We start from the raw sequence: 25,614 nt of genomic DNA, 5'->3' as shown, positions 1-25,614 counted from the left end.
AGGAGGTGTGACGCGCACAGCGCCCTCCGCCGTCCCGTTCAGAAATGAGAAAGACGGCGCCGCGCAGACGCGCGGCGCCGCTAAGTAGTTTTACGTACGTACCACGTAGCACGGCTCGTACGCCGTGCCGCCCGGCAATTTCATGCGGTGCTGTTCGACGAACGCCTTCAACAGGTCGTCAAGCGCACGCATGATCTCCGGCTCGCCGTCGATGACGAACGGGCCGAACTGCTCGATGGCCCGCACGCCCTCTTCCTTGACGTTACCGGCCACGATGCCCGAGAACGCACGGCGCAGATCCGCCGCAAGCTCGTGACGCGGGCGGTCGCGATGCAGGGCGAGGCCGGCCATTGCTTCATGGTTTGGACGGAACGGTTGCTGGAACGGCAGCGGGATATCCAGCGCCCAGTTGAAGAAGAACGCGTCCTTGTTGTCCAGGCGGTGGTTACGCACCTTGTCGATGCCGGTAACCATGGCATGCGCCACGGCGGCCGGATCGTCGATGATGATCTTGTAGTGCGTGGCGATCTCGTCGCCGAGGGCCAGGCGCAGGAAGCGATCGATCTGCTCGAAGTACGAGGCGGAATTTTTCGGCCCGGTGAAAATGAGCGGGAACGGAATCCCCTTGTTTTTCGGCATCAACAAGATGCCGAGCATGTAGAGGATTTCCTCGGCCGTACCGACGCCACCGGGGAAAACGATGATGCCGTGGCCAAGGCGGACGAAGGCCTCGAGGCGTTTCTCGATGTCCGGCATGATCACGAGGTTGTTGACGATCGGGTTCGGCGATTCGGCCGCGATGATGCCCGGCTCGGTCACGCCGATATACCGATTGCCCTTGCGACGCTGCTTGGCGTGCGCGATGGTCGCGCCTTTCATCGGGCCCTTCATCGCACCCGGGCCGCAACCCGTGCAGATATCCATGGCACGCAGGCCAAGCTGGTAACCGACACGCTTGGTGTATTCGTACTCGTCGCGCGAGATCGAATGGCCGCCCCAGCAGACGACGAGATTCGGATCGATCTGCGGACGCAGGATGCGCGAGTTGCGCAGGATCTCGAACACGGCGTGCGTGATGCCGACACTGTCGTCCAGGTCGAACGCGCCCGCTTCCAGCTGCGTCGACACATAGACGATGTCGCGCACGACGGCGACGAGCAGTTCGTTGATGCCGCGGATGATACGGCCGTCGACAAAGGCCTGTTCCGGGGCATTCTTCAGTTCGATCTTGATGCCGCGGTCTTCCTGCAGCACCTGGATGTCGAAGTCGGGGTACTTCCCGAACATGGTGCCCGGATCGTCCGAAAGGTTGCCCGATGTCAGTACCGCCAGCGCGCAACCGCGCAGCAGCTGGTGCAACCCGGACCCGCTGGCGTCGCGCAGGCGCGCGACCTCGTTGCGGGAAAGGATATCGAGGCCGCCGGCCGGCGAAACGCGGGCACTGACCGTCTTGCCGGATACCGGCTCCCCGAACTGAATGGCATTCATGGTGTGACTCGTCCTTCTGACCGCGAATTAGCGGCGAACCCCGCTCCGGATCGGGAGCGGACCGCCTAGGATCACGCGGGGTGGGCTTGGGGGTCAAGAGCGGGGCTCGAGGCCGCAAAAAAAAGCCGGCGCCCTTGCGGGTGCCGGCTTTCGATGTGGGGCGGTCCGTCGCCCCGTGCGCTATCGCCGACGAATCGGCTCCTACCGAACAACGGTCCGGAGCGGCGATACCGCCCTTCCGGGCTTAGAACGCGTACTTCACCGTCAGCTGGACCGACCAGCGCTGGGCGAGGTCGTCGTTGTTGTTGACGTAGGTCGGGATCGCCAGCGGCTGATAGGTATTGCCGTTGGAGTAGTTCTTGCCCGTGATGTTGTAGATGTACTTGTTCGTCGCGGTATCGATGCCGGCGTAGTCGGCCAGACCGCGACCGCCCGGGAAGTTCACGCGCTTCTCGATACCCCAATGCTTGTTCAGCATATTGGTGAAGTTGTAGAAGTCGAGCTTGATGATGCCCTTGTTGCCCTTGAAGATGCCCGGGATTTCCTGCTGGAAGCTCAGGTCGATCTGGTTGATCCAGCCCGCACGGTCACCGTTACGCTGCGCCGTCTTGCCCTGCTCGTGCTTCAGGTAATCGTTGTGCTGGATGTAGTCATAGAACGACTGCTGCAGCGCGGCGCTGGTACCCGGCGTGAATTCGACCTGACCCTGCTTCGGAACGAAGGCCACGTCGTTGACGATGCCGTCGCCGTTGGCGTCGTTGCCGAAGGCCCAGGTGTACGGGGCGGCCGAGTGGCCGTCGTAGAACACGCTGGCGGTGGTGTTGTAGTCGCCGAAGAACGCGTGCTGCCAGGTCAGGGCGGCGATCACGCGACGCGGAGTCGAGTAGTTCGACGTGCTGGCCTTGTCTTCGTTCGAGTTCAGCACGAAGTTGTTGTTGTAGTTCGAGCTGGCGACGCTGGACGTGCCCGGGTTGACTTCCGTCGAACGGCTCCAGGTGAAACCGACCATGCCGGACCAGTCGTTGGAGAAGTTCTTCTTCAGCGACATCGCCAGGCTGTCAGCCTCGCCCTTGCTCGTGTTGCCCAGCTCGATGGTGCTGCCGGAGAACTTCGAGTTGGCATTCGCACGCGAACGCTGGCCGGTCGAGTTCGTCGCACCTGTGGTCAAGAAGAAGTTGTCGCGGCCATCCGGCGCGACGCGGACCGGAGCGCCCAGGTTGAGGTTCTTGAAGTAGATCGCGTCACGCTGGTCGATGTGCTCGTAGTCGACCGTCGCGACCAGGCCCCACCACGGCAGCTCCTTGTCGAAGCCGAGGCTGAGTTTCCAGGCCGTCGGGATGTTCCAGTCCTTGGTAACGGTGTTGACCGTCATCGAGCCACCCGCACGGCCGTCGTTCTGCGCGTTGGGATTCGGGCTGAAGGCCGGGAGGTTGGCACCCGTGCAAGGCGCCACGCCGCCGCTGTTCGGACCGCAGACGAACTGCGTCTGGGTCACGCCCGAGTTCGAGAAGATGTTGCCCAGCCAGACAGCCGGCTGGTTGGTCACGAACAGGCCGGCGCCGCCACGCAGCTGCGTCATGTGCTCGGTATTGAACTGGTAGTTGAACGACATGCGCGGCTGGAAGACGCGGTGGCCGTCGATGTTGTACTGGTTGGTCTGGCCGTACGCATTGGCATACGTGGCGTTGTACAGCGGCTTGTCGTTCATCAGCGGGATGTCGACGCGGAAGCCGTACTGGACCGACAGGTTCTGCGTTGCCTGCCAGGTGTCCTGCAGGAACACGCCCCACTGCTGCAGGCTGTACTTGGCGGCCACGTCCGACAGGCCCAGGCCATTGGCCGGACGGTTGTACGAGTACTTCCAGTACTTGCCGTTGGCGAAGTTGGCGAGACCGTTGTTGGCACCCTGGCCAGCCGGCAGTTCTTCGAAGGTGTAGCTACCGAAGGCACCCTGCAGGAACAGGTTGTAGTAATCGTCCTTCTCGTAGTCGAAGCCACCCTTGACGGTGTGGTCGCCGAGATACAGCGAACCGGCCCAAGCGGCGTTCCAGGACTTCACGCTCAGCACGTTGGCCTGGCTCGAGAACTCCGAACCGAACTCGACCGCACCGCCGTTGGCGAACGTCGTCGGATACACCGTGATGTCCGGCATGTCCGGACCATTGGGTACGCGGTTCTGGTCGAACTTGGAGTACGAAACGGTCGTGTCGCTCGAGAAGATGTCCGACCAGTCGTCGTAGAAGTGCAGCGCGTACGACTTGTTATCCGCCGTGGTGTTGTACCAACCGCTGGACAGCACGAGCTTGGTCGTCGAGCCCGTGATGATGGGCTTCTCTTCCTTGGTCTCGTTGTAGGTGAAGCTGGCGCGATGGTTGTCGGTGATGTTCCAGTCCAGCTTGCCGAGGTAGCGCTTGTCCTGCAGGTTCTGGTTACCGCCGCCGACCGTACCGATGTCGCCGAGGCCGAGGTTCTGGGCGATGCTGCGGATCGAGTTCAGCTGGGCCGTGGTCAGGTTGGCGACCGGAATCGCCGCGCCGGAATCGGACGGACCGTACGGGCTGCCCGAACCGATCTGCTTGCTCTTTTCGTACAGGCCGAAGAAGAACAGCTTGTCCTTGATGATCGGGCCGCCGACGGTACCGCCTGCGGTGAACTGGCGATCGAAGCCGGCATACGGCTTGTCGAGTTCGTTGTCGCCGATCATGTTCTGGTTCTGGAATACGTAGTACACCGAACCGTGGAAGTCGTTCGTACCGCTCTTGGTGACGGCATTGATGTTGGCGCCGACGCCGCGACGCGTCGCCACGTCGTAGTTCGCGGTGGAGATGTTGTATTCCTGGATCGCATCCTGCGAAATCGGCGTACCGAGGGTCGGCAGACCGTTGGCGTTCAGGCCGAACGGATCGTTGGCCGACACGGAGTCGACCGTGATGTTGTTGTAGCGGCTGTTCTGGCCGACGGCGGAGATTTCGCCGCGGGCGCGATCGGAGACCACGATGCGCGGGTCGAGACGGACGACGTTCTGGATCGAGCGACCCGGGGTCGGGATCGTCTCGAGTTCCTTGTTCGAGATGTTCGTCGAAAGGCCCTTGTTGTCCGGCGAGAACGTCTGCGACAGCGAGTTGGCCGACACCGTCACGCCTTCGAGCGCCTGGGCATTCGCACCGGCAGCCTGCTCGGCGGTCAGGTTCACGGCATTGGTCTGTGCCAGCTGCAGGAACACGTTGCCCTGCTCGGCGACGGTGTGGCCGTCCTTGGTCGCGGTGACATCGAAGGGACCGCCGACGCGAAGGCCCTGGGCGGAATAGCGGCCCTCGGCATCGGTCTGGACGATCTTCGTGGTGCCCGACGGCTCATGGACGAGCTTGACTTCGGCATTGGCGACCGGCTGGCCGGCGGCATCCAGCACGCGGCCGCTGATCGCGGACGAGGTGTCCTGCGCAAAGGCAGGTGCCGCGAGCAGCGAAGCGATCGCGAGCGGCAGAAGTTTGGCGCGGATACGGCTATTCATTCAAAAGTGCCCTGTGGCTTTCAACGAAAATTTGGCCGAACGAAAGACCACCTGGCCGTGAGGCCGGGTTGGCGCAGTCGTCGAGCTTTCCCCAATTTTTAAGCGCCGGCCTTTGTGATCCCGGTCACGCAACTGATCCGGGCGGCGACACTTGTTAAGCGAACTTTAACGGGATTCTATGACAGATTCGTAACATTTTCACGCTAAATAGATAAATACCACTTTTTCCTAGAGGCACGCCTTACCGGCGTACCTCTATGAAATTCAAGCGTTTTTACCTAGGTAGCGGGACCGCTTCGCAGGTTTCAGGGAAGCCAGATCCAACATGACGAGGCCATCGACGCATCCGGAGAAGTCCGGATCCTCGCCGAACGCAAGAAACTGGACGCCCGCGGGCTCGACCAGATCCACGTACTGACGGTAGAGCACCGGCAAGGTCGCGCCGAGCGCGTCCAGGCGATTCTTGAGCATCCCCAGGCCGGCGACCGGGTCCAGGCCTTCCAGTTCGGCACGGATCGTATGGACGGTCGCATCGGGAACGACGAAGGGCTGACGCGCGGCAGCAAGCCCTTGAACACCAAAGAAATGCTGGTGGGCCACGGCGATCCACTCGCGTGCTTCGCGCGGCATGCTCACCGACATGCTCACCGGCCCGAACACGTAGCGCAGGTCGGGATGGCGCTGCAGGTAGAGCCCAATGCCCTGCCACAGCTGGTCGAGGGCGCGGGAACGCCAGTAAGCCGGGGCGATGAAGCTGCGACCGAGCTCAAGACCTTGCGCCAGACGGGATTCGAGCGCCGGCGAATAATCGAAAAGACTTGAGGTATAGAGCGACGACATGCCGCGCTCGGCGATCAGCCGACCGCCATGGCCGAACCGATACGAGCCGACGATACGCAGGGCCTTGGGATCCCACAGCACGAGGTGCTCGTAGTGCGCGTCGTACGCATCGAGGTCGCGGCGCTTGCCCGTGCCTTCGCCGACGCGACGGAACGTCAGCTCGCGCAGGCGACCGATCTCGCGCAACGCGGCACTATCCTGCGACCCCTGCAGCAACAGGGCGCGCTTGCCGTCCGGCAGGTCCGCAAGGAATTCGGCCTTTTCCAGCTCCGCCACCACTCGCTCGATGGGTTCCGGATGCGCCAGCGGCGTCTGGCCGCCGAAGACGAGGTCGCGGCCACGGCCCACGCGATAGACGTGGCGGCGCATGAGCTTGGCGGCCTGCTCCGGCGAGCCGCCGCTGAGCTGCTTGAGTTCCGCGGCGTCGACGAGCTTGCCGATGCGGAAGCCCACACGCTGTTTGCCCGACGTCGCCTCACGCGGAAGCATCGCGGTGCTCAGCGGCTTGGCCAGCATGGACACGCCATAGAACATGGCCGAATTACGCGCCGCGATATGCACCGGCAACACGGGCACGCCCGTGCGCATGGCGATACGCGCGAAGCCGTCGGACCACTTGCCGTCCCGCACGCCGCCGGGCCCCATGCGGGATACCTCGCCCGCCGGGAAGATCACCAAGACCTCGCCGGCTTCGATGCTGCGGAAGATGCCGCGCATCTTCGACGCCCCGCCCTTGCCGAAGACGTCGACCGGCAGCAGCAAGGGACCGAGCTGCGGCACCGCCGCCAGCACGTCGTTACCGAGGATGCGCACATCGCGACGTACCGTGCCGATCATCTGCAACAGGGCGATCGCATCGACCATGCCCAGCGGATGATTGGCGACGACGAGCAGCGGCCCCTCCACGGGAATGTTTTCGCGCTCACGCTCGGTGATGCGGCAGCTGACGCCGAGATAATCCAGCGTGCGCTCGCAGAAATCGAAACCCAGCGCCGTGCCGGCGTGGTCGAGCGTCTGGTTGAAGCGGCTTTCGTGGGCCAGCTTCTCCAGCATGTTGACGATGGGTTTGCGGATGAGCGGGTGCTGGGCGAGCCACGGAAGGCGTTCGGCCAGGGTCTGATCGATGCTCAGCATGACTTGGGCTCCCAATGACGTCGGACGGAGGAAACCGTGCGGGGCCGGGGCGGAGTCGTGTTTTTCATACCTTCGAACGTCCTCAGTGCCCCTTGTGGGGGCTTCGACCCATGCTCGGAGGTAGACGGCGCCTACCCCCGGACATGCTCGCGGGGAATTATGACAGCAACCCTACTGCCTCGTATGTTCATACGGCAATGTGCAGATAGGCAGACAAGCCGGTCAGGAACATCTGCACCGACAAGGCGATCAGCAGCATGCCCATCAGGCGCTCCAGTGCCGTGAGGACGCTCTCGCCCAACCATTTGAACAGGAAGGTCGAGCTGAGCAGGATGACCGCCGTGGCGAGCCAGGCAAGGAACAGGGCGATGCCCCACTCCGCCGTGCGGCCGGGCTGGGAGTTGGTCAGGAGCAGGAGAGCGGCCATCGCCGAGGGACCGGCCACACCGGGAATCGCCATAGGCACGATGAAGGGCTCGCCCTCGCCCTGCTTGCCGAACACGCCACCCTCGACCGGCGGGAACACCATGCGGATGCCGATCAGGAACAGCACGATGCCACCGCCGATGCTGACCGACTCCTGGCGCAACTGCAGCACCTTGAGGATGTACTGGCCACCGAGCAGGAAGCCGATGAGCACGGCGAGCGCGATCAGCAGCTCGCGCACCATGACCTTGCGGCGGCGTTGCGGCGGCACGTCCTTGAGCAGGGCGAGGAACAACGGGATGTTGCCCAGCGGGTCCATGATCAGGAACAGCAGGATGCCCGCGGACAACGTCGTCATCTGCGCTTCCATGAAAAACTCCTTTGCGTCGCGCCCTTATCGCCAGGGCGGCGCGGTACGTCAGTGGGTGTGGCGAATATCGAGTACGGCGCCACGCGCATCCGCGCCGGCACCGGAGAGCAGGTAAACGATGGCCTCGGCCGACGCTGTCGGCAACGGGCGATCGAGCGTGTTTTCGCCGTAGTACGCGGCACGGCGCAGGGCCGTACGCATCGGCGCGGGGAGCAAGGCGTGCACACGCATGCTGCCCTTGCCATTCTCGGCGTGAAGCACGGCGGCCATGCGTTCCACGGCCGCCTTGGATACGCCGTAGCCGCCCCAGTGCGCACGCGACACCAGGTCGGCATCGTCGAACACGAAGACGACGGCGCTGTCTTCGGCCTTGGTGAGCAGGGGCATGCAGGCCTGGGTGAGCGCGAACGGCGCGGACACGTTCACCTGCATCGCACGCAGCCAGTCGTCCGGCTTGTGCATGGCGATGGGCGTGAGTTCGTTGAAATGCGCGGCCGCATGGACAACACCGTCGAGGCGACCGAATTCCTTCTCGAGGCCTTCGGCGAGCGCGGCGTAATCGTTCGGGGTGGCGCTTTCCAGGTCCAGCGGGTGGATGACCGGCTCGGCACCACCGAGGGCGACCAGTTCGTCGTAGAGCTTCTCCAGGGCGCGCACCTTGCGACCGGTGATGACGGCGGTGGCGCCGGCACGCACGACGGCCTTCGCGGTTTCACTCCCGAGGCCACCCGTGGCACCGGTGACGACGACGACGCGCCCGGCCAGCGAGCCGGCAACCGGCGTCCACCCTTCGGGCAGGGCTACGGAGGTCCATGCGCTCACGAATCGGCCCCGGCGACTTCCACCGCCATGCGCTTGAGCTCCCCCGCCGCGTGCAGATCTTCGACGATATCGCAGCCGCCGATGAATTCCCCCAGCAGGAACAGCTGCGGGAACGTCGGCCAGTTCGAATAATGCGGCAGCCCCGCGCGCACGCGCGGATCGGCCAGGACGTTGACCGAGAAGAAGGTCGCACCCGCCGCTTCGAGCGCCTTGACCGCGCGATCGGAGAAGCCGCAGGTGGGAAATTCCGGCGTGCCCTTCATGAAAAGCACGATCGGATGCGCCGCTACGGTGGCCTTGATCTCGTCTACGACGTCCATAGGTCGGGTTTCATCATTAGAATGCTGATAGTTGCGTAGTGTAGCAGTGCCGCACCCCCGCCCTGCTTTGCCTTTTTTCCCCCAGCCAACGCTAAGGAGTCCCGCACATGGCGATCGAACTTCCCCCGCTTCCTTACGAGAAGAACGCCCTGGAGCCGCACATCTCCGCTGAAACCCTCGAGTTTCATTACGGGAAGCACCACCAGACCTACGTCACGAACCTCAATAACCTGATCAAGGGCACGGAGTTCGAGGGCAAGGATCTGGTCGACATCGTAAAGTCCTCCTCGGGCGGCATCTTCAACAACGCCGCGCAGGTCTGGAACCACACCTTCTACTGGAACTCGATGCGCGCCCCGGGCGGCGCCGAGCCGCCGGCCAAGCTCGCCGACGCCCTGACCAAGGCCTTTGGTGGCGTGGACAAGTTCAAGGAAGAGTTCGCCAAGAGCGCCGCCGGCAACTTCGGCTCGGGCTGGACCTGGCTGGTACAGCGCCCGGACGGCTCCCTGGCCATCGTCAACACGTCCAACGCCGCCACGCCGATCACCGGCAGCGACAAGCCGCTGTTCACCGCGGACGTGTGGGAGCACGCGTATTACATCGACTACCGCAACGCGCGTCCGAAGTACCTGGAAGCGTTCTGGAACATCGTCAATTGGGACTTTGCGGCGAAGAACCTCGCCTGATTTCCTCGATGTGGACGTGAAAAGGCCGGGTCGCGAGACCCGGCTTTTTTTTGTCGGGAGGCGCCTGGGGGAGGGACTGCCCCTCGACGTTACGAGGCCGATGTTGTGGGAGCCGATGTTGTGGGAACCGATGTTGTGGGAGCCGATTCATCGGCGATCCCGCGGTAGCGGGCCAGGGTGAGGCAAGCACCCATCGCCGCTGAAGCGGCTCCCACAGTAAAGGCGTCCTAGGTCGGAAAAGGCGCCCTAGGTCGGAGCCCGACCCGGCCCGTAGGGCAATCGATACACGGCCGCGGCACGCGGCCCTCCCCTCGCGGATCGCCGAAGCGGGCCCCCGAGGGTGGCACCCGCCGGCTCTTGCGACGCACGGCTACCCGAGCAGATCGACCGCCGGAGCTACCTGATCGTTGCGGTCGAGGGCGAGCCCGACGTCAGCCAGCTTCATGCGAAGGCTGCCGACATCCGGGGCGCAGAGTGTCGCGTGACCGACCTTTCGGCCGGGGCGTGCCTCCTTGCCGTAGTCGTGCCAGTGACCGTCGACCACCGAAAGGACCGGAGTGGGGTCGGGCATGTCGCCGATCCAGTTGAGCATGGCGCTGGCGCCACGGACGCCGGTGTCTCCGAGCGGCAGGCCGAGGACGGCGCGGACGTGATTCTCGAACTGGCTGGTGTGCGCGCCCTCGATGGTCCAGTGGCCCGAATTGTGGACACGGGGCGCCATCTCGTTGCCGAGCAGCTCGCCGCCACAGACGAACAACTCCAGGGCGAAGACGCCCACGTAGTCGAGCGTCTCCGCGATGCGGCGCGCGTGCTCGATGGCGGCCTGCTCCAGCTCGTCCGAGGTATCGGGGGCCGGGGCCAGGCTGAGCGAGAGGACTCCGTCGACGTGCCAGTTGCGGGTCAGCGGCCAGGTGCGGAACGCGCCGTCGCGACCGCGAACGGCGACAACCGACAGTTCGCGATCGAAGGGCACGAAGGCTTCCAGGATCAGGCCCACGGAGGCGGCGGCCTCGCCCAGCGCCGCCCAGGCGGCATCGATGTCGTCCGCGGTCTTCAGGCGGAATTGACCCTTGCCGTCGTAGCCCAGGCGCCGGGTCTTGAGAATGGCCGGTGCCCCGATCCGCGCCACGGCGCGAACCAGGTCGTCGCGGTTGTCGACGGGCTCGAAATCGGGGGTGTTCAGGCCCGAGGCCCGGAACAGGGTCTTCTCGGCAAGGCGGTCCTGGGCGACGGACAGCGCGCCCGGATTCGGGAAGACGTTGGTAAGGCCGGCGAGGCGCTCGGCGGTGACGGCGGGCACGTTCTCGAAGTCGAAGGTGACCACGTCGACGCGGGCGGCGAAGGCCTCCAGCGCCTCGTCGTCGGTCCAGTCGGCGACGACCAGCTCGCTGACCTGGCCGGCGCAGGCATCGGCGGAGCCGTCGACCACGAGGGTGCGCACACCCAACGGCGCGGCGGCCAGCGAAAGCATACGGGCCAGCTGGCCGCCACCGAGGATGCCAACCGTGGGGAGCCTACGGGTCACGTGCGCGGGTCCGGATTGTCGAGAACGGTGCGGGTCTGCTCGGCGCGGAAGGCATCCAGAGCGGCCGCGACGGCGGCGTCGTGCAGGGCAAGAACCGAAGCGGCCAGGAGCGCCGCATTGGTCGCGCCGGCCCGGCCGATGGCCAGGGTACCCACCGGAATGCCGGCCGGCATCTGGGCGATCGACAGCAAGGAGTCCATGCCGTTGAGCGCCTTGGACTGCACCGGCACGCCGAAGACCGGCAGGGCCGTCTTCGCCGCGATCATGCCGGGAAGGTGCGCGGCGCCACCGGCCCCCGCGATGATCACCTGGATGCCACGGCCGCGGGCGGCATCGGCGTAGTCGAACAGGAGGTCCGGGGTGCGGTGGGCGGAGACCACGCGAACCTCGTGCACGATGCCCATGCGGGTCAGCGTGGCCGAGGCGTGCTCCATCGTTTCCCAGTCCGAACGCGAGCCCATCACCACGCCAACGCGCGGTGCGTTCGCCTCGTTCACCTCGTTGGAAGTCATGGCCGGAGCACCCAAAAGTCGTTATTGTAAGGGCATTCCCGATCTACATACAGGTTGGCCCTTTGCGGCCGCTCCCATGGACAAGCGTCTTATCGACATCCTCTGCTGCCCCGTCAGCAAGCGCCCGCTGCGCCCGCTCACCGCGACCGAGCGCGACAACCTCAATGGCGCCATCCGCGCCGGCAACCTCGACACCGTCGCCGGGGAAAAGGTGACCGAGGCGATCGCCGAAGGCCTCATCACGACGGACGGCAAGCTGGTCTATCGGGTCGAGGACGGCATCCCCGTCATGCTCCCCGAGGCCGGCATCGGCACCACCCAGCTGCAGGGGTTTGCGGCCGAATCCGGTCTCGCGCAAAATCCGTGATGCGGGTCACACTTTAAAGCATCCGTTCCCGCACAATGGCCCCTCGGGCGGGGGCCAGTAAGAATCCAGAGAAGCGTGATGACCAACGCGAGCGAGCCGTCCAACGTCGTTGACCTGAGCCAGCGCCTAGATCCGCGCAGCGAGCGTGTGGGCGCGCTTCTGGTCACGGTTCGCGGCCTCGCCACCAAGCGCCTGCACGCGCTTGCGACCAACATGTTCGAGAACATCGACGACGCGCTGTTCGACCTGGCCGAGAAGGCCGAGAACAACGCCGCGCAGACCCAGTTCTTCGACGGCATGCGCGAAGTCCGAAAGAAGCGCGCGATCGTCGAGCGAACCTTCCTCGGCCAGGTCGCCCGCGACCTGGCCGATTTTTCTGCCGGCCGTACCCGCGCACCCAACGCCGACGGCGCGGCCCGCCCGCTCGCCAACATCGAGTTGAGCCTGGTCGGCGAGAACGAGCTGGAAGAGTCGCTCGCCATCACCAGCATGATCGGCAAGAACGAGCAGCGCCTCGCGCGCGCCCTCTTCGCGGTCAACCAGCGCCTGTCGGTGATCTGCGGCGGCACCAAGATGGACGACGCGTCCAACCCGGTCGGCCCCTCCGCCCTGGCCGCGGCGTTCCGCCAGGCCATGCGCGAGCTGGTGGTCGAAGTCCGCGTGAAGCTGATCATCTACAAGCTGTTCGATCGCTACGTGCTCGCCGGCATCGACGAGCTCTACGACGACATCAACAACGAACTGGCCGCGGCGGGTGTGCTGCCGCAGCTTCGCCACGAGATTTCCACCCGTCGCAGCGACGCGCCCGCGCCCATCGGTCCGGCCACCACGGCCGTCGCCCCGCAGGTCGCCGCCAGCGCCCCGGTGACGGACGTTGCCGCCGCCGAATTCATGCAGTCCTTGCACGCCCTGTTCTCGGCACGCCGGGACAGCGCTTCCATGGTCATGGGCGCCGCGGCCGCGCCGGTGCAGACTGGTCCGTTGCCGAGCGCCGCCGAATTGCTCGGCGCCCTCACGCTGCTGCAGAGCCAGATCGCCAGCCTGCCCTCGCACGCGACGCCGCTGGCCACGCAGGCCGACGTCACGCGTGACGTCGCCCACCTGAAGGAACAGCTGCTCGCGCAGATCGGCCAGCTGCGCGGTCAGCAGACCTCGCACGTGTCCGGCGTGGACGAAGACACGATCGACCTGGTGGGCATGCTCTTCGAGTTCATTCTCGAGGACCACAACCTGCCGGCCGAGATGCAGGTGTTGCTTGCGCGCCTGCAGATTCCTTACCTCAAGGTGGCCCTGCTCGACCGCCGCATGTTTGCGCACAAGTCGCATCCGGCGCGCCAGCTGCTCGACGCTCTCGCCGATGCCGCCAAGGGCTGGTCCTCGGAAGCCGATCGCGACGGCAGGCTGTTCGACAAAGTCAAGTCGATCGTCGAGCGCCTGCTGCACGACTTCGACGACGACGTCGCCATCTTTACGCGCCTCGCCGGCGAGTTGCAGGAATTCCTGGACGTCAGCCGCAAGCGGGCCGAGCTCGCCGAACAGCGCGTCGCCGAGTCGACCCGGGGTCGCGAGAAGCTCGAGCAGGCGCGCCGTCGCGCCGCGTCGGAAATCGTCACCCGCATCGGCGGCGCCGCATTGCCGCCGCTGATCTATGGCGTGCTCACCCGCGCCTGGGCCAACTACATCGTGCTCACCCTGCTTCGCCAGGGCGACGAGTCCCCCGAGTTCCGCGAGTCGCTACGCTTCATCGACGACTTCATCGCCAGTGCGCGCCCGGTGTACGACCTCAACGGCCGTCGCGATCTCCGCTCGCTGTTGCCGGGTATCGAACGCTCGCTGCGCCGCGGCCTCGCCTCGGTCGCCTTCCAGGAAGGCGATACCGAGCAGCTGCTTGGCCAACTGCACGCGTTCTATCGCCAGCAGCTCGGCGAGTCCACGCCGGAAACGGAATCGGGCACCCTCGTCTCCAGCGTCATGCCGTTGCCTGAAGCTATCCAGGCGATCGAGGAACCCACCCTCGAACCGGAACCGGAAGACGAGAGCGAAACCCTACTGGACGAAGCCTTCGACGAGCGCAACCTCGCCCAGGCCCGCGACCTCAAGGTCGGCCAGTGGCTGGAGTTCACCGCGGAAGACGGCACGACGGACCGCGCCAAGCTGTCGTGGGTCAGTCCCATCAGCGGACGTTTCCTGTTCGTCAATCGCCGCGGCCTCAAGGTGGCCGATCACAGCCTGGCCGGCCTTGCCCAGGCCTTCGCCAACGGCACGGCACGCCTGCTCGATTCGACCCTGCTTTTCGACCGGGCGATGGACGCCATCGTCGAGCGGCTGCGCCAGCCGGACGCTGCGCCCGCTGCCTGACCTCCCCAGCGACGGACGGCCGCGCTAAGGTAGCGGCCTTCCTCCACGGACAGCACGACACGATGAGCTCTCCCGATCCGCGCCACCTGGCCGACGCCCTGCCGCCGGCCAGTGAGATTCTCGCCGACGTGCAGCGCGCGTTCGCCGAAGACATCGGCCCCGGCGATGCGACAGCCGACCTGCTCGATCCCGACGCCACAGCCACGGCCGTCCTGACCTGTCGCGAGGATGCCGTGCTCTGCGGCACGGCGTGGTTCGACGTCTGTTTCCGCCAGCTCGATCCGGACGTGCGCATCGAATGGCTCGTGCACGACGGCGACCGCGTGCCGGCCGGATCGACGGTCTGCCGCCTCGCTGGCAAGGCCCGCGCACTGGTGACCGCCGAGCGGTCCGCGCTCAACTTCCTGCAATTGCTGTCGGCGACGGCGACGGTGACATCCCGTTACGTCGATGCCATCGAAGGGACGCGTACACGCGTGCTGGATACGCGCAAGACCCTGCCGGGCCTGCGCCGTGCGCAGAAATATGCCGTGCTCTGCGGCGGTGGCACCAACCACCGCATCGGCCTTTTCGACGCGATGATGCTGAAGGAGAATCACATCATCGCCACGGGGGGGATTCCGGCCGCAGTCGAGGCCGCGCGACGTATTCACCCGACGCTTCCCCTCATCGTCGAGGTAGAGACCCTCGACGAACTGGCCCAGGCGCTCGATGCCCGCGCCGACCGCGCCCTGCTAGACAACTTCACCCCGGCGATGCTCGCCGAGGCTGTGGCGTTCACGGCGGGGCGCATGCCGCTGGAGGTCTCAGGCAATGTGGAGATCGACACGATCCGGGCCATCGCGGAGACGGGGGTGGATTTCATCTCCAGTGGGGCACTGACGAAGAACGTGAGGGCGATCGATCTGTCGTTGCGGCTGGATGTGCAGCACGGGGCTTGTGGTCCCGCCGCAGCGGCCACACACTGACCCCATGGCTTCCTTTACCGACCTGTTCTGGCTCATGGCCCTGGCTGCTGGTATCGCCAGCTGGTATCGGCTGACCCGCGCCCGCGAGGTCGCCGTCCGAGCGGCGGCATCGTTGTGCAAGCGGCACGGGTTGCAGTTGCTGGACCAGAGCGTCGGACTGCGCTCCATCCGCCTGCAAGGCGTCGACGGGGTGCGGCGCCTTGAGCGCTGCTACGTGTTCGAAGTGAGCGAAGATGGTCAGTCGCGCGAATTGGCCCGCTTGTGGATGGCCGGCAACGACGTGGTGAGCTTCTCGCTGCCGATGAGCGGCGGCCCGGCCCTGGAGACGGTGGTGGCTACGGATTCGATCGTGCATGGAGCGAATGTCATTTCGCTGGCCGACCGGCGGCGTCTGCACTGAGGGATAGTTGCCTCGAGGAGCCGGCTTTTTTGTGGGAGCCTGGCTTTCTTGTGAGAGCCTGGCTTTCTGTGGATGCCCGGCTTTTTGTGGGAGCCGGCTACGCCGGCGATGGGGTCTGCGGCAAACTGGCTATCGCCGCTGAAGCGGCTCCCACACAATGCTTTGTGGGAACTCGGCTTTTTGTGGGAACCCGGCTTTCTGTCTGTGGGAACCCGGCTTTTTGTGGGAGCCGGCTGCGCCGGCGATGGGGTCCGCGGCAAACTGGCTATCGCCGCTGAAGCGGCTCCCACATAAAGCAAAAAACCGCCTTTCGGCGGTTTTTTTTATTTGACCACGCGCAGGTGCGGGGCGCCTCGCTTGGGGCGGTCGTCGTCGCCGCCGGCGGAGGGTGCCGGCGTTTCGTCCGCCGCTTCGATGCCGTCGGTGGGCAGGGCTTCGTTCTCGTCGGCGGGGAACATCATGCCCTGGCCGTTCTCCTGCGCGTACAGCGCAAGCACGGCGTGCATCGGGATCACGATGGACTGGCTGACACCGGAAAAACGCGCCTCGAAGGCGATGCGATCGTTACCGAGGTCGAGGTGTGCGACCGCGCGCATGGCGAGGTTGAGGACCACCTGGCCGTTCTTCACGACATGGGCCGGTACCTTCACGCCCGGTTGTGCGGCGTCCACGAGTACGTACGGGGTCAGGCCGTTGTCGCTGATCCAGTCGTAGATGGCGCGGAGCAGGTAGGGGCGATTGGAGGTCATGCCCGTGCTTTCGTTCGTATCCATGCGCACAGTTTACGGGATACGCGGTATCGAGGCTAACCGGGAGCGAAATTGAAGTCGGGGCGCATGTTGCGCTCTTCGGGCGTGAGACTGCGGGCGAACCCCTGGCTGTGAAACAGCCGCTCGCCGTAGTCGACGACCGGCTTGCCTTCCTTGCCAAGGTCGACACCCAGGTGCGGCAGGCGCCAGACCACGGGGGCGACCAGGCAGTCGATCAGGCTCATCTCCGGATTCAGGAAGAAGCGAGAGGCCCGGAACAGAGGCACCGAAAGAAGCAGGTGCTCGCGAAGCCGGCGGCGACCACCTTCCGCGGTCTTGCCACCCTCCCCGATCGCCTCGATTTCGGGTAGCCAGTCGTTCTCGATGCGCCACGTAGCCAGGCGCAGGCGGGCCCGGGAGAGCGGATCGATCGGCATGAGGGGCGGGTGTGGATAGCGCTCGTCGAGGTACTCGACGACGACCATCGGGTCGTAAACGGTCAGGTCGCGGTCGACCAGGGTCGGCAGGGTGCCGTAGGGATTGAGCTCGAGCAGGTCGGCGGTAGGTTCGTCGGCCTTCACGATGATCCGGTCGTACGCCACGCCCTTGGCCGCCAGCACCAGCCGCGTGCGGTGGCAATGGATGTCGTCGGCGCTGGTGTACAGCGTCAAAGCCGTTCGCGAACGAGCGTTCTGGACCATGCGTGCGAGCCCTCTCCCTGCCGCCGATAAAAACGAGGCGGCCGGTCAGGCCACCCCGAGGGACATCAATTAGTGGTTCTCGTGCACATCCTTCCAATACTCATGCTTCACCAGGTACAGCAGGAAGGTGAGCAGGGCAAGGAACAGGACCACCCACACGCCGACCGACTGCCGCTCGAGCGCGGCCGGTTCGGCCGTGTATTCGAGGAACGTCGCGAGGTCGCGCGTGGCGCCCTTGAACTCTTCCGGAGTCATGCGGCCCGGCTGGGAGAGTTCGAGCTTCTCCACCACCGAATCCTGGCCCGGCTTGGCTTCGGAATGCACGCCCACCTGCAGGCCCTGCAGTTCCCATAGCGGGTTCGGCATCGAGGCATTCGGGAAGATCGTGTTGTTCCAGCCGACCGGACGGCTCGGGTCGAGGTAGAACGAGTTCAGGTAATTGAAGATGAAGTCGACGCCCTTGGCGCGCGCTTCGAGCGAGAGATCCGGCGGTTCCTTGCCGAACCAGGTCTTCGCCGAATCGGCCGGCATGTGCGAAATCACCGGTTCGCCGAACTTCGCCCCGGTGAAGTTGAGGTTGGACATCACCTCGTCTTCGCTCAGGCCGAGATCGCTGGCCAGGCGCGAGTAACGCACGTACTTCAGCGAGTGGCAGCCGACGCAGTAGTTGAAGAACAGCTTGGCGCCGCGCTGCAGCGACGCCCGGTCGTTCACGTTCGTCCCGGCCGAGGGCAAGCCCTCACCGCCTTCGGCGGCGAAGGCGGGAGCGGTGGCGACGAACAGGCCCAGCGCCAGGGCCATGGCGGATAGATAGCGCTTAATCATGCATCGTCACCCGTTCCGGAACCGGCTTGGTCTTCTCGAAGCCAAAGTGCGTGTAGACCCAGAGGAATACGAAGAACCCGAAATAGCCCAGCGTCATGAGGCGGCCAAAGGCATTTTCCACGGTGGTCACGTCCGCCCCCGGAAACCATTCGGGAATCAGCTCGGCGGTGACGCCGGCGCCGACCGCGCCAAGGGACAGGAACGAGATCACCAGCACCGCCAGGGCGATACGGTAGCCCATGCCACGGAAGCGGACGGAGCGCACTTCGCCACGATCGATCCACGGCAACAAGGCCAGCAGCAGGATCGAGCCGAACATGCCGATCACGCCCCAGATGGCCGTGCCGAAGAACGACGGGATCATGCGCAGGATCGCGTAGAACGGCGTGAAGTACCACGACGGCTTGATGTGGCTCGGCGTCACCAGGTTGTTGGCCGGGGTGAAGTTGTCGTGCTCGAGGAACCAGCCACCGAAGGTGGGCGCGAAGAAGATGATGAATGCCGCGATCAGCAGGAAGAAGCCGACGCCGACCAGGTCTTTCACCGTGTAGTACGGGTGGAACGGAATGGCGTCGATGGGCTTGCTGGCATCCCAGCGATTGCCCTTCGGACCGTGCTTGACGTCCACGCCGTCCGGATTGTTCGAACCCACTTCGTGCAGCGCGGCCAGATGCAACACGACCAGGAGCAGAAGCACCAGGGGCAGCGCGATCACGTGCAGCGCGAAGAAGCGGTTGAGCGTGGCATCGGCGGGCAGGAAGTCGCCCATGATCCACTCCACCAGGCCGGGGCCGATGTAGGGGATGGTGCCAAACAGGGAAATGATGACTTTCGCGCCCCAGAAGGACATGTTGCCCCAGGGCAGCACATAGCCCATGAAGGCCTCGGCCATCAGGACCAGGAAGATCAGCATGCCGAGGATCCACACCAGCTCGCGCGGACGCTTGAACGAGCCGTACATGATCCCGCGGAACATGTGCAGGAACACCACCACGAAGAACAGCGACGCGCCGGTGGAGTGCATGTAGCGGATCAGCCAGCCCCACTCCACGTCACGCATGATGTACTCGACGGAGTTGAACGCTTCCAGCGCACTCGTCTTGTAGTTCATGGTGAGGAAGATGCCGGTCACGATCTGGTTGACCAGAACCAGGATCGCCAGCGAGCCGAAGTAGTACCAAAGATTGAAGTTCTTCGGTGCGTAGTACTCGGTCATGTGCTTGCGGAACGTGGGCGCCAGGTTCGGCGCGCGTTCGTTGACCCAGTCAAATAGGTTTGCCATCAGCCGGCCTCCTTCGGATCGACACCGATCTGGATGTGCGAGTCGTCCACGAAGTGGTACGGCGGCACGGGGAGGTTCTTCGGTGCGGGCACGCCGCTGAACACGCGGCCGGAGAGGTCGTAACGCGACTTATGGCAGGGGCAATAGAAGCCGCCCTTCCAGTTGGCGTCGAACGGCTCGGGCTTGATGTCCGGAACGAAGTCGGGAACGCAACCCAGGTGGGTGCACAGGCCGATGACGACCAGCCACTCGGGCTTGATGGAACGGGTTTCGTTGGTCGCGTACTTCGGCTGCTGTTCGCTGTTGGACGACTGCGGGTCCAGCAGGCGGGGCTCGAGGCCCTTCAGCTGGGCCAGCTGGTCCTTGGTGCGATTGACCACGAAAACCGGAAGGCTGCGCCATGCGAAGGTGACCTTCTGGCCCGCATCGATGGCACTGATATCGACCGTGACGGGCGCTCCTGCCGCCTTTGCCCTTGCACTTGGTTCCCACGACTTTATGAAGGGCACGACCGCCGCGACCACTCCCACACCACCTACGACTGCTGTCGTAACGGTAAGGAAGCGACGGCGCCCGTGATCGACGACTTCGTTCGCCATCAGGCTCTCCGGAACTTTGCCATTGAGGTTGCGGACCCCTATCGCCGGTTCGTTCGGAAATCGGCTTCCGCAAATCGCGTCAGTGTAACGTCAGCACTAGCCACGTACAATAAACTGGACGCCACCCTATCCCATAAGGGGCAAGGGCTGCCATGGGCACGGCGATGCGACGACGACAGGATCCCTCGTTCTTAGATGAAACACGCCGCCCGCACGCTCGCTTTCATTGCCCGCTTCGTCGTGCTCGGCCTTGCCGTGGCCTTCATCGTCGGGCTGTTCTGGCCGGGTAGCGGGGCATTCCTGCGCCAGCGCTTCACCGCGCCGGCCGGTATCACGGCGACGACCACGGGCGATTCGCCCTCCTCCGGCCCGGCCTCCTACGCGGACGCCGTGGCCAAGGCCGCGCCCTCGGTGGTCAACATCTACGCCAACAAGATGGTCACCGAGCAGCCACGCCAGTTGTACTCGGACCCCGTGCTGCAGCGCATCTTCAGCGTGCCCACCGGTCCGGCACGTACCCGGCGCCAGCAGAACCTGGGCTCGGGCGTGATCGTCAGCGAAGATGGTTACGTACTGACCAACAACCACGTCATCGCCAACGCCGACGACATCCAGCTGCTGCTCTACGACGGCCGCGTGGCCAAGGCGCAGGTGGTCGGCTCCGATGACGAGACCGACCTGGCCGTGCTCAAGGTGGACGCCGGCAACCTGCCGGCCATCCACATGACCGACGCCGATCGCCGCCCACGCGTGGGCGACGTGGTCCTCGCCATCGGCAATCCCTTCGGGATCGGTCAGACCGTGACCATGGGTATCGTCAGCGCCATCGGGCGCCAGCTCAACCTGTCCAGCCTGGAGAACTTCATCCAGACGGACGCAGCGATCAATTTCGGTAATTCCGGCGGCGCGCTGGTGAACGCCCATGGCGACCTGGTCGGCATCAACACCTCGCTGATCGGCCAGGCCGTCGGTGCCGAGGGCATCGGCTTCGCCATTCCCGTGGCCAGTGCGCGCAACGTGCTCGACCAGATCGTCCAGACCGGCCACGTGGTCCGCGGCTGGATCGGCGCGGACTACGGCGCGGTGCCGATCTCGGCCGATAGTGGCCTGCCTTCGGCGGCCCGCGGCGTCGTGGTCAACGATGTCTCGCCCGGCGGCCCCGCCGCCATGGCCGGCATCCAGCAGCGCGACGTCCTCCTGAAGATCGGCGGGGAAGACATCCTGGATCCATCCGACCTGCGCCGGCACGAGGCCGCGCTCAAGCCCGGCACCGCCATCGACGTTTCCGGGTTGCGCAACGGCGCGCCCTTCACCAGCAGCGTCACGCCGAGCCAAAGGCCGCCGACGGCACCGATGCAGGCCCTGCAAGGCGCGAAGTAACCGTAGCGATCAGGTACCGCGGGAGGCCAACGGCACGTTGGTGCCCGGATGTTCCTTCAGCATCTGGCCATAGCGCTTGCGCAGCGTGCCTACGCGCTCGACGTAGACCTGCGTCTCGTCATAAGGCGGTACACCGTTGTACTTCTGCACCGCGCCCGGGCCTGCGTTATACGCGGCCGCCGCGAGCCGCTCGTTACCGTTGAAGTTCCTCAGCAGCAGCGCGAGGTAGCGCGCGCCACCGCGAATATTCTGATTCGCGTCGAAGGCGTCCAGCACACCCATGTCACGGGCGGTCCCGGGAATCAGCTGCATCAGGCCCTGGGCGCCCGCCACCGAGAGGGCGCGCGGATTGAACGCGCTCTCCGCATGGATGATCGCGCGCAGCAAGGCCTCGTCCACGCCGAACTCCGTGCTCGCCGCCGAGATGGCGTCGCCGTACGAGGTGATGTTGAGCGCGACGCTGTTCCAGTCGATCTTCGAATGCACGTCGCACGCGGCGCAGGTCGCTATGTAGGTGAAGAGCATCTTGATGCTCTGCCCTTTCTGGCCGGCGCCGGACTGCGGAATGTTGGTGTACTCGACGCCGCCGTCCGCGCGCGTGATCCGATAGACCGCACCGCGGAGAACGCGCGAGCCCTTGGGTTGCTCGGGGGCCGGCAGCGAAGCGAGATCGGTCGAGGCGGACTCGTGGTAGTCCCAGGTGCCCTTCGGGGCCTTCACCGTGGGGGCCGCAGCAGGCGACCGGTTGGCCGAAGCCGCGACCGCGTCGGCTGCCGTGACTGGATTGGCGGCTGTCACGCGAGCAGGGCCGAGGGCTCTCGCCGTCGTCGTGACCGAGCTTTCGACGGTCAGGCCGGCGACGGCGGGGTTCCCCGTCGGCAGCTGACCGGCCAGGAGGCCGTCCGCCGGCACCGGAGCCGTCGACGGGCCGTCGTTGTGGCCAGGAGCCAGGACGACACTACCGATGACGCCTTTCAGCGAGGGGGTTGCCTCGACGGGCTGGAAGACCGAGGCCGCCGGAGTCATCGGAACGACCGGCCGGGCCGGACGAGCTGGCGCCATATTGGCCAGCCGCTTGCAGTCCTTGTAGCCGGCAGTCGTCCCGGCGAATACGGTTTCGCCCGTGCTGCCGATACATCTATAGAGGGCACTCGCCGAAGCGGGCCCGGCCAGCAGCCCCAGAAGCAGCACGCAGGCGCCCGCGGCCCTTCGCAGGGCCGTCCGGGAGAGCAGAAAACGGCTGGCGGGATGGCCGGCGCATTCCCCTGGCGTCGCGTCGTGGACCATGGGCGCGAGTGTGCCCGAGCACCCCCGGCCTGCCAAGAGCCGATAACGTGATGTCCTTCACGTAAGCCATTGATCCGCCGAACCCTGTGGCAAGGTGGGTGGTGGCGGCGTAAACTGCGCGGTTCGGTAACTCCCCACGAATCACGGTATCCCGGCCCATGAGCGGCAAGCTTTTCATCAAGACCCACGGCTGCCAGATGAACGAGTACGACTCGGCCAAGATGGCCGACGTCCTGCGCGCATCGCACGGTCTCGAGCTGACCCAGGACGAAGCGGAAGCTGACGTCATCCTGGTCAACACCTGTTCGATCCGCGAAAAGGCCCAGGAAAAAGTCTTCAGCCAACTCGGCCGCTGGAAGGCACACAAGGCCGGCGGCAAGCCGGTGCTCATCGGCGTGGGCGGCTGCGTCGCCTCGCAGGAAGGCGACGCCATCCTCAAGCGCGCGCCCTATGTGGACCTGGTGTTCGGTCCACAGACCCTGCACCGCTTGCCGGAAATGATCGAAGCCCAGCGTGCCAGCGGCAAATCGCAGGTGGATATCAGCTTCCCGGAAATCGAGAAGTTCGACAGCCTGCCCGAGCCACGCGCCGAAGGCCCCACCGCCTTCGTCTCGATCATGGAAGGCTGCTCCAAGTATTGCTCGTACTGTGTCGTGCCCTACACCCGCGGCGAGGAAATCAGCCGTCCGTTCGACGACGTCATCGTCGAGGTGGCCCAGCTCGCCGAGCAAGGCGTGCGCGAAGTGAACCTGCTCGGCCAGAACGTCAACGCCTACCGCGGCCCCATGCACGAGGGCGGTACCGCCGACCTCTCCGTGCTGATCCACGCCATCGCGCAGATCGAAGGCATCGGCCGCATCCGCTTCACCACCTCGCATCCGCTGGAGTTCTCGGACTCGCTGATCGAGGCGTATGCCAACGTGCCGCAGCTGGCCAACTACCTGCACCTTCCCGTGCAGGCGGGTTCGGACCGCATCCTCTCGGCCATGAAGCGCGGCTACACCGCGATCGAATTCAAGCAGAAGATCCGCAAGCTGCGCGCCGTACGCCCGGACATCTGCGTGTCGTCGGACTTCATCGTCGGCTTCCCCGGCGAGACGGACGAGGACTTCGAAAAGACCATGAAGCTGATCCACGACATCGGCTTCGACCAGAGCTTCTCCTTCATCTTCTCGTCCCGCCCCGGCACGCCGGCCGCCAACCTCGCCGACGACACACCGGCGGAGGTCAAGCACGCGCGCCTGACGCGCCTGCAGGCGGCGATCAACGAGAACGCGCGCAAGATCAACGAGGCCATGGTCGGCAGCGTGCAGCGCGTGTTGGTCGAGAAACCCAGCCGCAAGAACGCCAACGAAATGACCGGACGCACCGAGAACATGCGCTACGTGAATTTCCCGGGCCACGCCCGGATGATCGGCCAGTTCGTCGACGTGGTGATCACCGAGGCGATGTCCAACTCCCTGCGCGGCCGTGTCCGTCTGGACGAAGAGGTCGCGCTCGCCTCGTGAATGCCATGAGCCAGCTTATCCAGCGCGACTTTTCCCTCGAGCCCGAAGACAACGTACGCCTCGCCAACCTGTGTGGACCGCTCGACGAGCACATCCGCCAGATCGAGCTACGCCTGGGTGTCGAGATCGACCATCGCGGCGCCACCTTCCGCGTGATCGGCGACGAGCTTACGGCGCGTGCCGGCGAGAAGGTGCTCCGTGCCCTGTACGCGGCGGCCGAGAACGAAACGCTCAACGGCGCGGTGATCAACCTGCACCTGGCCGAATCCGGCATCGACGCGCTGGCCGACCAGGCGGCCGAGTCGGCGCAGGAGGTGGTGATCAAGGTGAAGCGCGGCGTGATCAAGGGCCGCGGCCCGAACCAGGCCCGTTATCTGCACGCGATCACCAGCCACGACATCAACTTCGGTGTCGGTCCGGCCGGTACCGGCAAGACCTACCTCGCCGTGGCCAGCGCCATCGAGGCGCTGGAGAACAACCGCGTGCAGCGCGTGCTGCTGGTGCGTCCGGCCGTCGAGGCCGGCGAAAAGCTCGGCTTCCTGCCCGGCGATCTCAGCCAGAAGATCGACCCCTACCTGCGGCCGCTCTACGACGCGCTGTACGAGATGGTCGGCTTCGAGAAGGTAGCCAAGCTGATCGAGCGCAACGTGATCGAGATCGCGCCGCTCGCCTACATGCGTGGCCGCACGCTCAACGATTCCTACGTGATCCTCGACGAAGCCCAGAACACCACCGTCGAACAGATGAAGATGTTCCTGACCCGCATCGGCTTCGGCTCGGTCGCGGTGATCACCGGCGACGTCTCCCAGGTCGACCTGCCGCGCAACATCCGTTCCGGTCTGCGCCACGCGATCGAAGTGCTGCGCGGGGTGGACGGCATCAGCTTCACCTTCTTCACCTCGCGCGACGTGGTCCGCCACCCGCTCGTGGCCAAGATCGTCCGCGCCTACGAGGCCTTCGAGCAGAAGGACGAAGCACGTTGAGCAAGCTGGACGTCGCCGTGGGCTATGCCGCGCCGCGTAAAGGCGTGCCGGCATCGGCCAGCTTCCGCCGCTGGATCGAGGCCGCGCTCAAGGGCGCGAAGCGCCGCAAGGCCACCGAGGTCTCGGTGCGGATCGTGGATGCCGCGGAAGGCCAGGCGCTGAACCTGCAGTACCGCGGCCGCGACTATGCGACCAACGTGCTCTCCTTCCCCGTGGAGCTGCCGCCCGGCGTCGACCTGCCGCTGATCGGCGACCTGGTCATCTGCGCCCCGGTGGTCGCCAAGGAGGCCGCCGAGCAAGGCAAGAAGCCGGCCGACCACTGGGCCCACCTGACCGTCCACGGCACCCTGCACCTGCTGGGCTACGACCACATCGACGAGGCCGACGCCGAGACGATGGAAGCTTTGGAGACCAAGGTTCTGGCTGGTTTGGGCATTTCGGATCCTTATATCAGCTGATTCCTGTGGCTCTTTGTGGGAGCCGCTTCAGCGGCGATCCCGCGGCAGCGGGCCAGGTTATCGCGAGTACCCAATCGCCGATGAATCGGCTCCCACAAGGTCTCGCCTTCTCCTG

The 25,614-nt window shown here is 65.2% G+C and carries 23 protein-coding genes; 9 read left to right on the top strand and 14 right to left on the bottom strand.

Going from position 1 to position 25,614, the window contains the following annotated elements; genetic code table 11:
- Positions 1-90 precede the first annotated feature (90 nt).
- The 6 genes from ppnN to grxD all read right to left on the bottom strand — a co-directional run bounded on the left by ppnN (position 91) and on the right by grxD (position 8,911).
- Positions 91-1,488, bottom strand: a complete 1,398-nt coding sequence (gene ppnN, locus VM621_RS10260) for a nucleotide 5'-monophosphate nucleosidase PpnN (RefSeq protein WP_325468871.1) — start codon at positions 1,486-1,488, stop codon at positions 91-93.
- 244 nt (positions 1,489-1,732) lie between these two features.
- Positions 1,733-4,999 (bottom strand): TonB-dependent receptor, encoded by a 3,267-nt coding sequence (locus VM621_RS10255; RefSeq protein WP_325468870.1) that lies wholly within the window; start codon positions 4,997-4,999, stop codon positions 1,733-1,735.
- Positions 5,000-5,263: 264 nt separating this feature from the next.
- Positions 5,264-6,973 carry a lysophospholipid acyltransferase family protein gene (locus VM621_RS10250; protein ID WP_325468869.1) on the bottom strand — a complete coding sequence of 570 codons (1,710 nt, stop codon included), beginning with the start codon at positions 6,971-6,973 and terminating at the stop codon, positions 5,264-5,266.
- A 187-nt stretch (positions 6,974-7,160) separates the two neighbouring features.
- Entirely contained in the window at positions 7,161-7,757 is a 597-nt protein-coding gene (locus VM621_RS10245) for a YhgN family NAAT transporter (RefSeq protein WP_046966471.1), read from the bottom strand.
- Between the two features lie 60 nt (positions 7,758-7,817).
- On the bottom strand, positions 7,818-8,591 hold the full coding sequence (locus tag VM621_RS10240) for an SDR family NAD(P)-dependent oxidoreductase (protein ID WP_325468868.1): 774 nt from the start codon (positions 8,589-8,591) through the stop codon (positions 7,818-7,820).
- On the bottom strand, positions 8,588-8,911 hold the full coding sequence (gene grxD / locus VM621_RS10235; RefSeq protein ID WP_325468867.1) for a Grx4 family monothiol glutaredoxin: 324 nt from the start codon (positions 8,909-8,911) through the stop codon (positions 8,588-8,590). The genes VM621_RS10240 and grxD overlap by 4 nt, the downstream gene beginning before the upstream one ends.
- Positions 8,912-9,018: 107 nt before the next feature.
- Here grxD and VM621_RS10230 point away from each other — a divergent pair, with 107 nt between their 5' ends.
- Positions 9,019-9,597 carry a superoxide dismutase gene (locus VM621_RS10230; protein WP_159895232.1) on the top strand — a complete coding sequence of 193 codons (579 nt, stop codon included), beginning with the start codon at positions 9,019-9,021 and terminating at the stop codon, positions 9,595-9,597.
- A gap of 370 nt (positions 9,598-9,967) precedes the next feature.
- Here VM621_RS10230 and VM621_RS10225 read toward each other — a convergent pair whose 3' ends face one another.
- On the bottom strand, positions 9,968-11,122 hold the full coding sequence (locus VM621_RS10225; RefSeq protein ID WP_325468866.1) for a 5-(carboxyamino)imidazole ribonucleotide synthase: 1,155 nt from the start codon (positions 11,120-11,122) through the stop codon (positions 9,968-9,970).
- Complete coding sequence (purE, locus tag VM621_RS10220) at positions 11,119-11,634, bottom strand: 5-(carboxyamino)imidazole ribonucleotide mutase (protein ID WP_325468865.1); 516 nt, start codon at positions 11,632-11,634, stop codon at positions 11,119-11,121. Before purE ends, VM621_RS10225 begins: the two co-directional genes overlap by 4 nt.
- A 76-nt stretch (positions 11,635-11,710) precedes the next feature.
- On the opposite strand from purE, the gene VM621_RS10215 reads away from it, so the two are divergent.
- From VM621_RS10215 to VM621_RS10200, 4 genes are all read left to right on the top strand, one after another.
- A complete protein-coding gene (locus VM621_RS10215) occupies positions 11,711-12,001 on the top strand; it encodes a Trm112 family protein (protein ID WP_325468864.1) in 291 nt (96 codons plus the stop codon).
- A 78-nt stretch (positions 12,002-12,079) separates the two neighbouring features.
- On the top strand, positions 12,080-14,359 hold the full coding sequence (locus VM621_RS10210) for a DUF1631 domain-containing protein (RefSeq protein ID WP_325468863.1): 2,280 nt from the start codon (positions 12,080-12,082) through the stop codon (positions 14,357-14,359).
- Between the two features lie 62 nt (positions 14,360-14,421).
- A complete protein-coding gene (gene nadC / locus VM621_RS10205; protein ID WP_325468862.1) occupies positions 14,422-15,327 on the top strand; it encodes a carboxylating nicotinate-nucleotide diphosphorylase in 906 nt (301 codons plus the stop codon).
- A 4-nt stretch (positions 15,328-15,331) separates the two neighbouring features.
- Positions 15,332-15,727, top strand: coding sequence for a DUF3301 domain-containing protein (locus VM621_RS10200; RefSeq protein WP_325468861.1), 396 nt, complete (start codon positions 15,332-15,334; stop codon positions 15,725-15,727).
- A gap of 323 nt (positions 15,728-16,050) precedes the next feature.
- On the opposite strand, the gene VM621_RS10195 is transcribed toward VM621_RS10200, so the two are convergent.
- The 5 genes from VM621_RS10195 to petA all read right to left on the bottom strand — a co-directional run bounded on the left by VM621_RS10195 (position 16,051) and on the right by petA (position 19,883).
- Positions 16,051-16,476, bottom strand: coding sequence for a ClpXP protease specificity-enhancing factor (locus tag VM621_RS10195; protein WP_325468860.1), 426 nt, complete (start codon positions 16,474-16,476; stop codon positions 16,051-16,053).
- A gap of 56 nt (positions 16,477-16,532) precedes the next feature.
- On the bottom strand, positions 16,533-17,177 hold the full coding sequence (locus VM621_RS10190) for a glutathione S-transferase N-terminal domain-containing protein (RefSeq protein ID WP_325468859.1): 645 nt from the start codon (positions 17,175-17,177) through the stop codon (positions 16,533-16,535).
- A 69-nt stretch (positions 17,178-17,246) separates the two neighbouring features.
- A complete protein-coding gene (locus tag VM621_RS10185) occupies positions 17,247-18,002 on the bottom strand; it encodes a cytochrome c1 (protein WP_325468858.1) in 756 nt (251 codons plus the stop codon).
- Positions 17,995-19,284, bottom strand: a complete 1,290-nt coding sequence (locus tag VM621_RS10180; RefSeq protein ID WP_325468857.1) for a cytochrome bc complex cytochrome b subunit — start codon at positions 19,282-19,284, stop codon at positions 17,995-17,997. The genes VM621_RS10185 and VM621_RS10180 overlap by 8 nt, the downstream gene beginning before the upstream one ends.
- Positions 19,284-19,883 (bottom strand): ubiquinol-cytochrome c reductase iron-sulfur subunit, encoded by a 600-nt coding sequence (petA, locus tag VM621_RS10175; RefSeq protein WP_325468856.1) that lies wholly within the window; start codon positions 19,881-19,883, stop codon positions 19,284-19,286. Before petA ends, VM621_RS10180 begins: the two co-directional genes overlap by 1 nt.
- Positions 19,884-20,078: 195 nt before the next feature.
- On the opposite strand from petA, the gene VM621_RS10170 reads away from it, so the two are divergent.
- A complete protein-coding gene (locus VM621_RS10170) occupies positions 20,079-21,263 on the top strand; it encodes a S1C family serine protease (protein WP_325468855.1) in 1,185 nt (394 codons plus the stop codon).
- Positions 21,264-21,272: 9 nt separating this feature from the next.
- Here VM621_RS10170 and VM621_RS10165 read toward each other — a convergent pair whose 3' ends face one another.
- Positions 21,273-22,454, bottom strand: a complete 1,182-nt coding sequence (locus VM621_RS10165) for a lytic transglycosylase domain-containing protein (protein WP_325468854.1) — start codon at positions 22,452-22,454, stop codon at positions 21,273-21,275.
- Positions 22,455-22,708: 254 nt separating this feature from the next.
- On the opposite strand from VM621_RS10165, the gene miaB reads away from it, so the two are divergent.
- The 3 genes from miaB to ybeY are packed head-to-tail and all read left to right on the top strand — an operon-like array spanning position 22,709 to position 25,499.
- A complete protein-coding gene (miaB, locus tag VM621_RS10160; RefSeq protein ID WP_325468853.1) occupies positions 22,709-24,058 on the top strand; it encodes a tRNA (N6-isopentenyl adenosine(37)-C2)-methylthiotransferase MiaB in 1,350 nt (449 codons plus the stop codon).
- Between the two features lie 5 nt (positions 24,059-24,063).
- Positions 24,064-25,041, top strand: coding sequence for a PhoH family protein (locus VM621_RS10155; RefSeq protein WP_325468852.1), 978 nt, complete (start codon positions 24,064-24,066; stop codon positions 25,039-25,041).
- Positions 25,038-25,499 (top strand): rRNA maturation RNase YbeY, encoded by a 462-nt coding sequence (gene ybeY, locus VM621_RS10150; RefSeq protein WP_325468851.1) that lies wholly within the window; start codon positions 25,038-25,040, stop codon positions 25,497-25,499. Before VM621_RS10155 ends, ybeY begins: the two co-directional genes overlap by 4 nt.
- The last annotated feature ends 115 nt before the right edge of the window (positions 25,500-25,614 follow it).

This window comes from Luteibacter sp., from assembly GCF_035539195.1.
Lineage (GTDB): Bacteria > Pseudomonadota > Gammaproteobacteria > Xanthomonadales > Rhodanobacteraceae > Luteibacter.
This window is presented reverse-complemented; position numbering and strand designations above follow the sequence as displayed.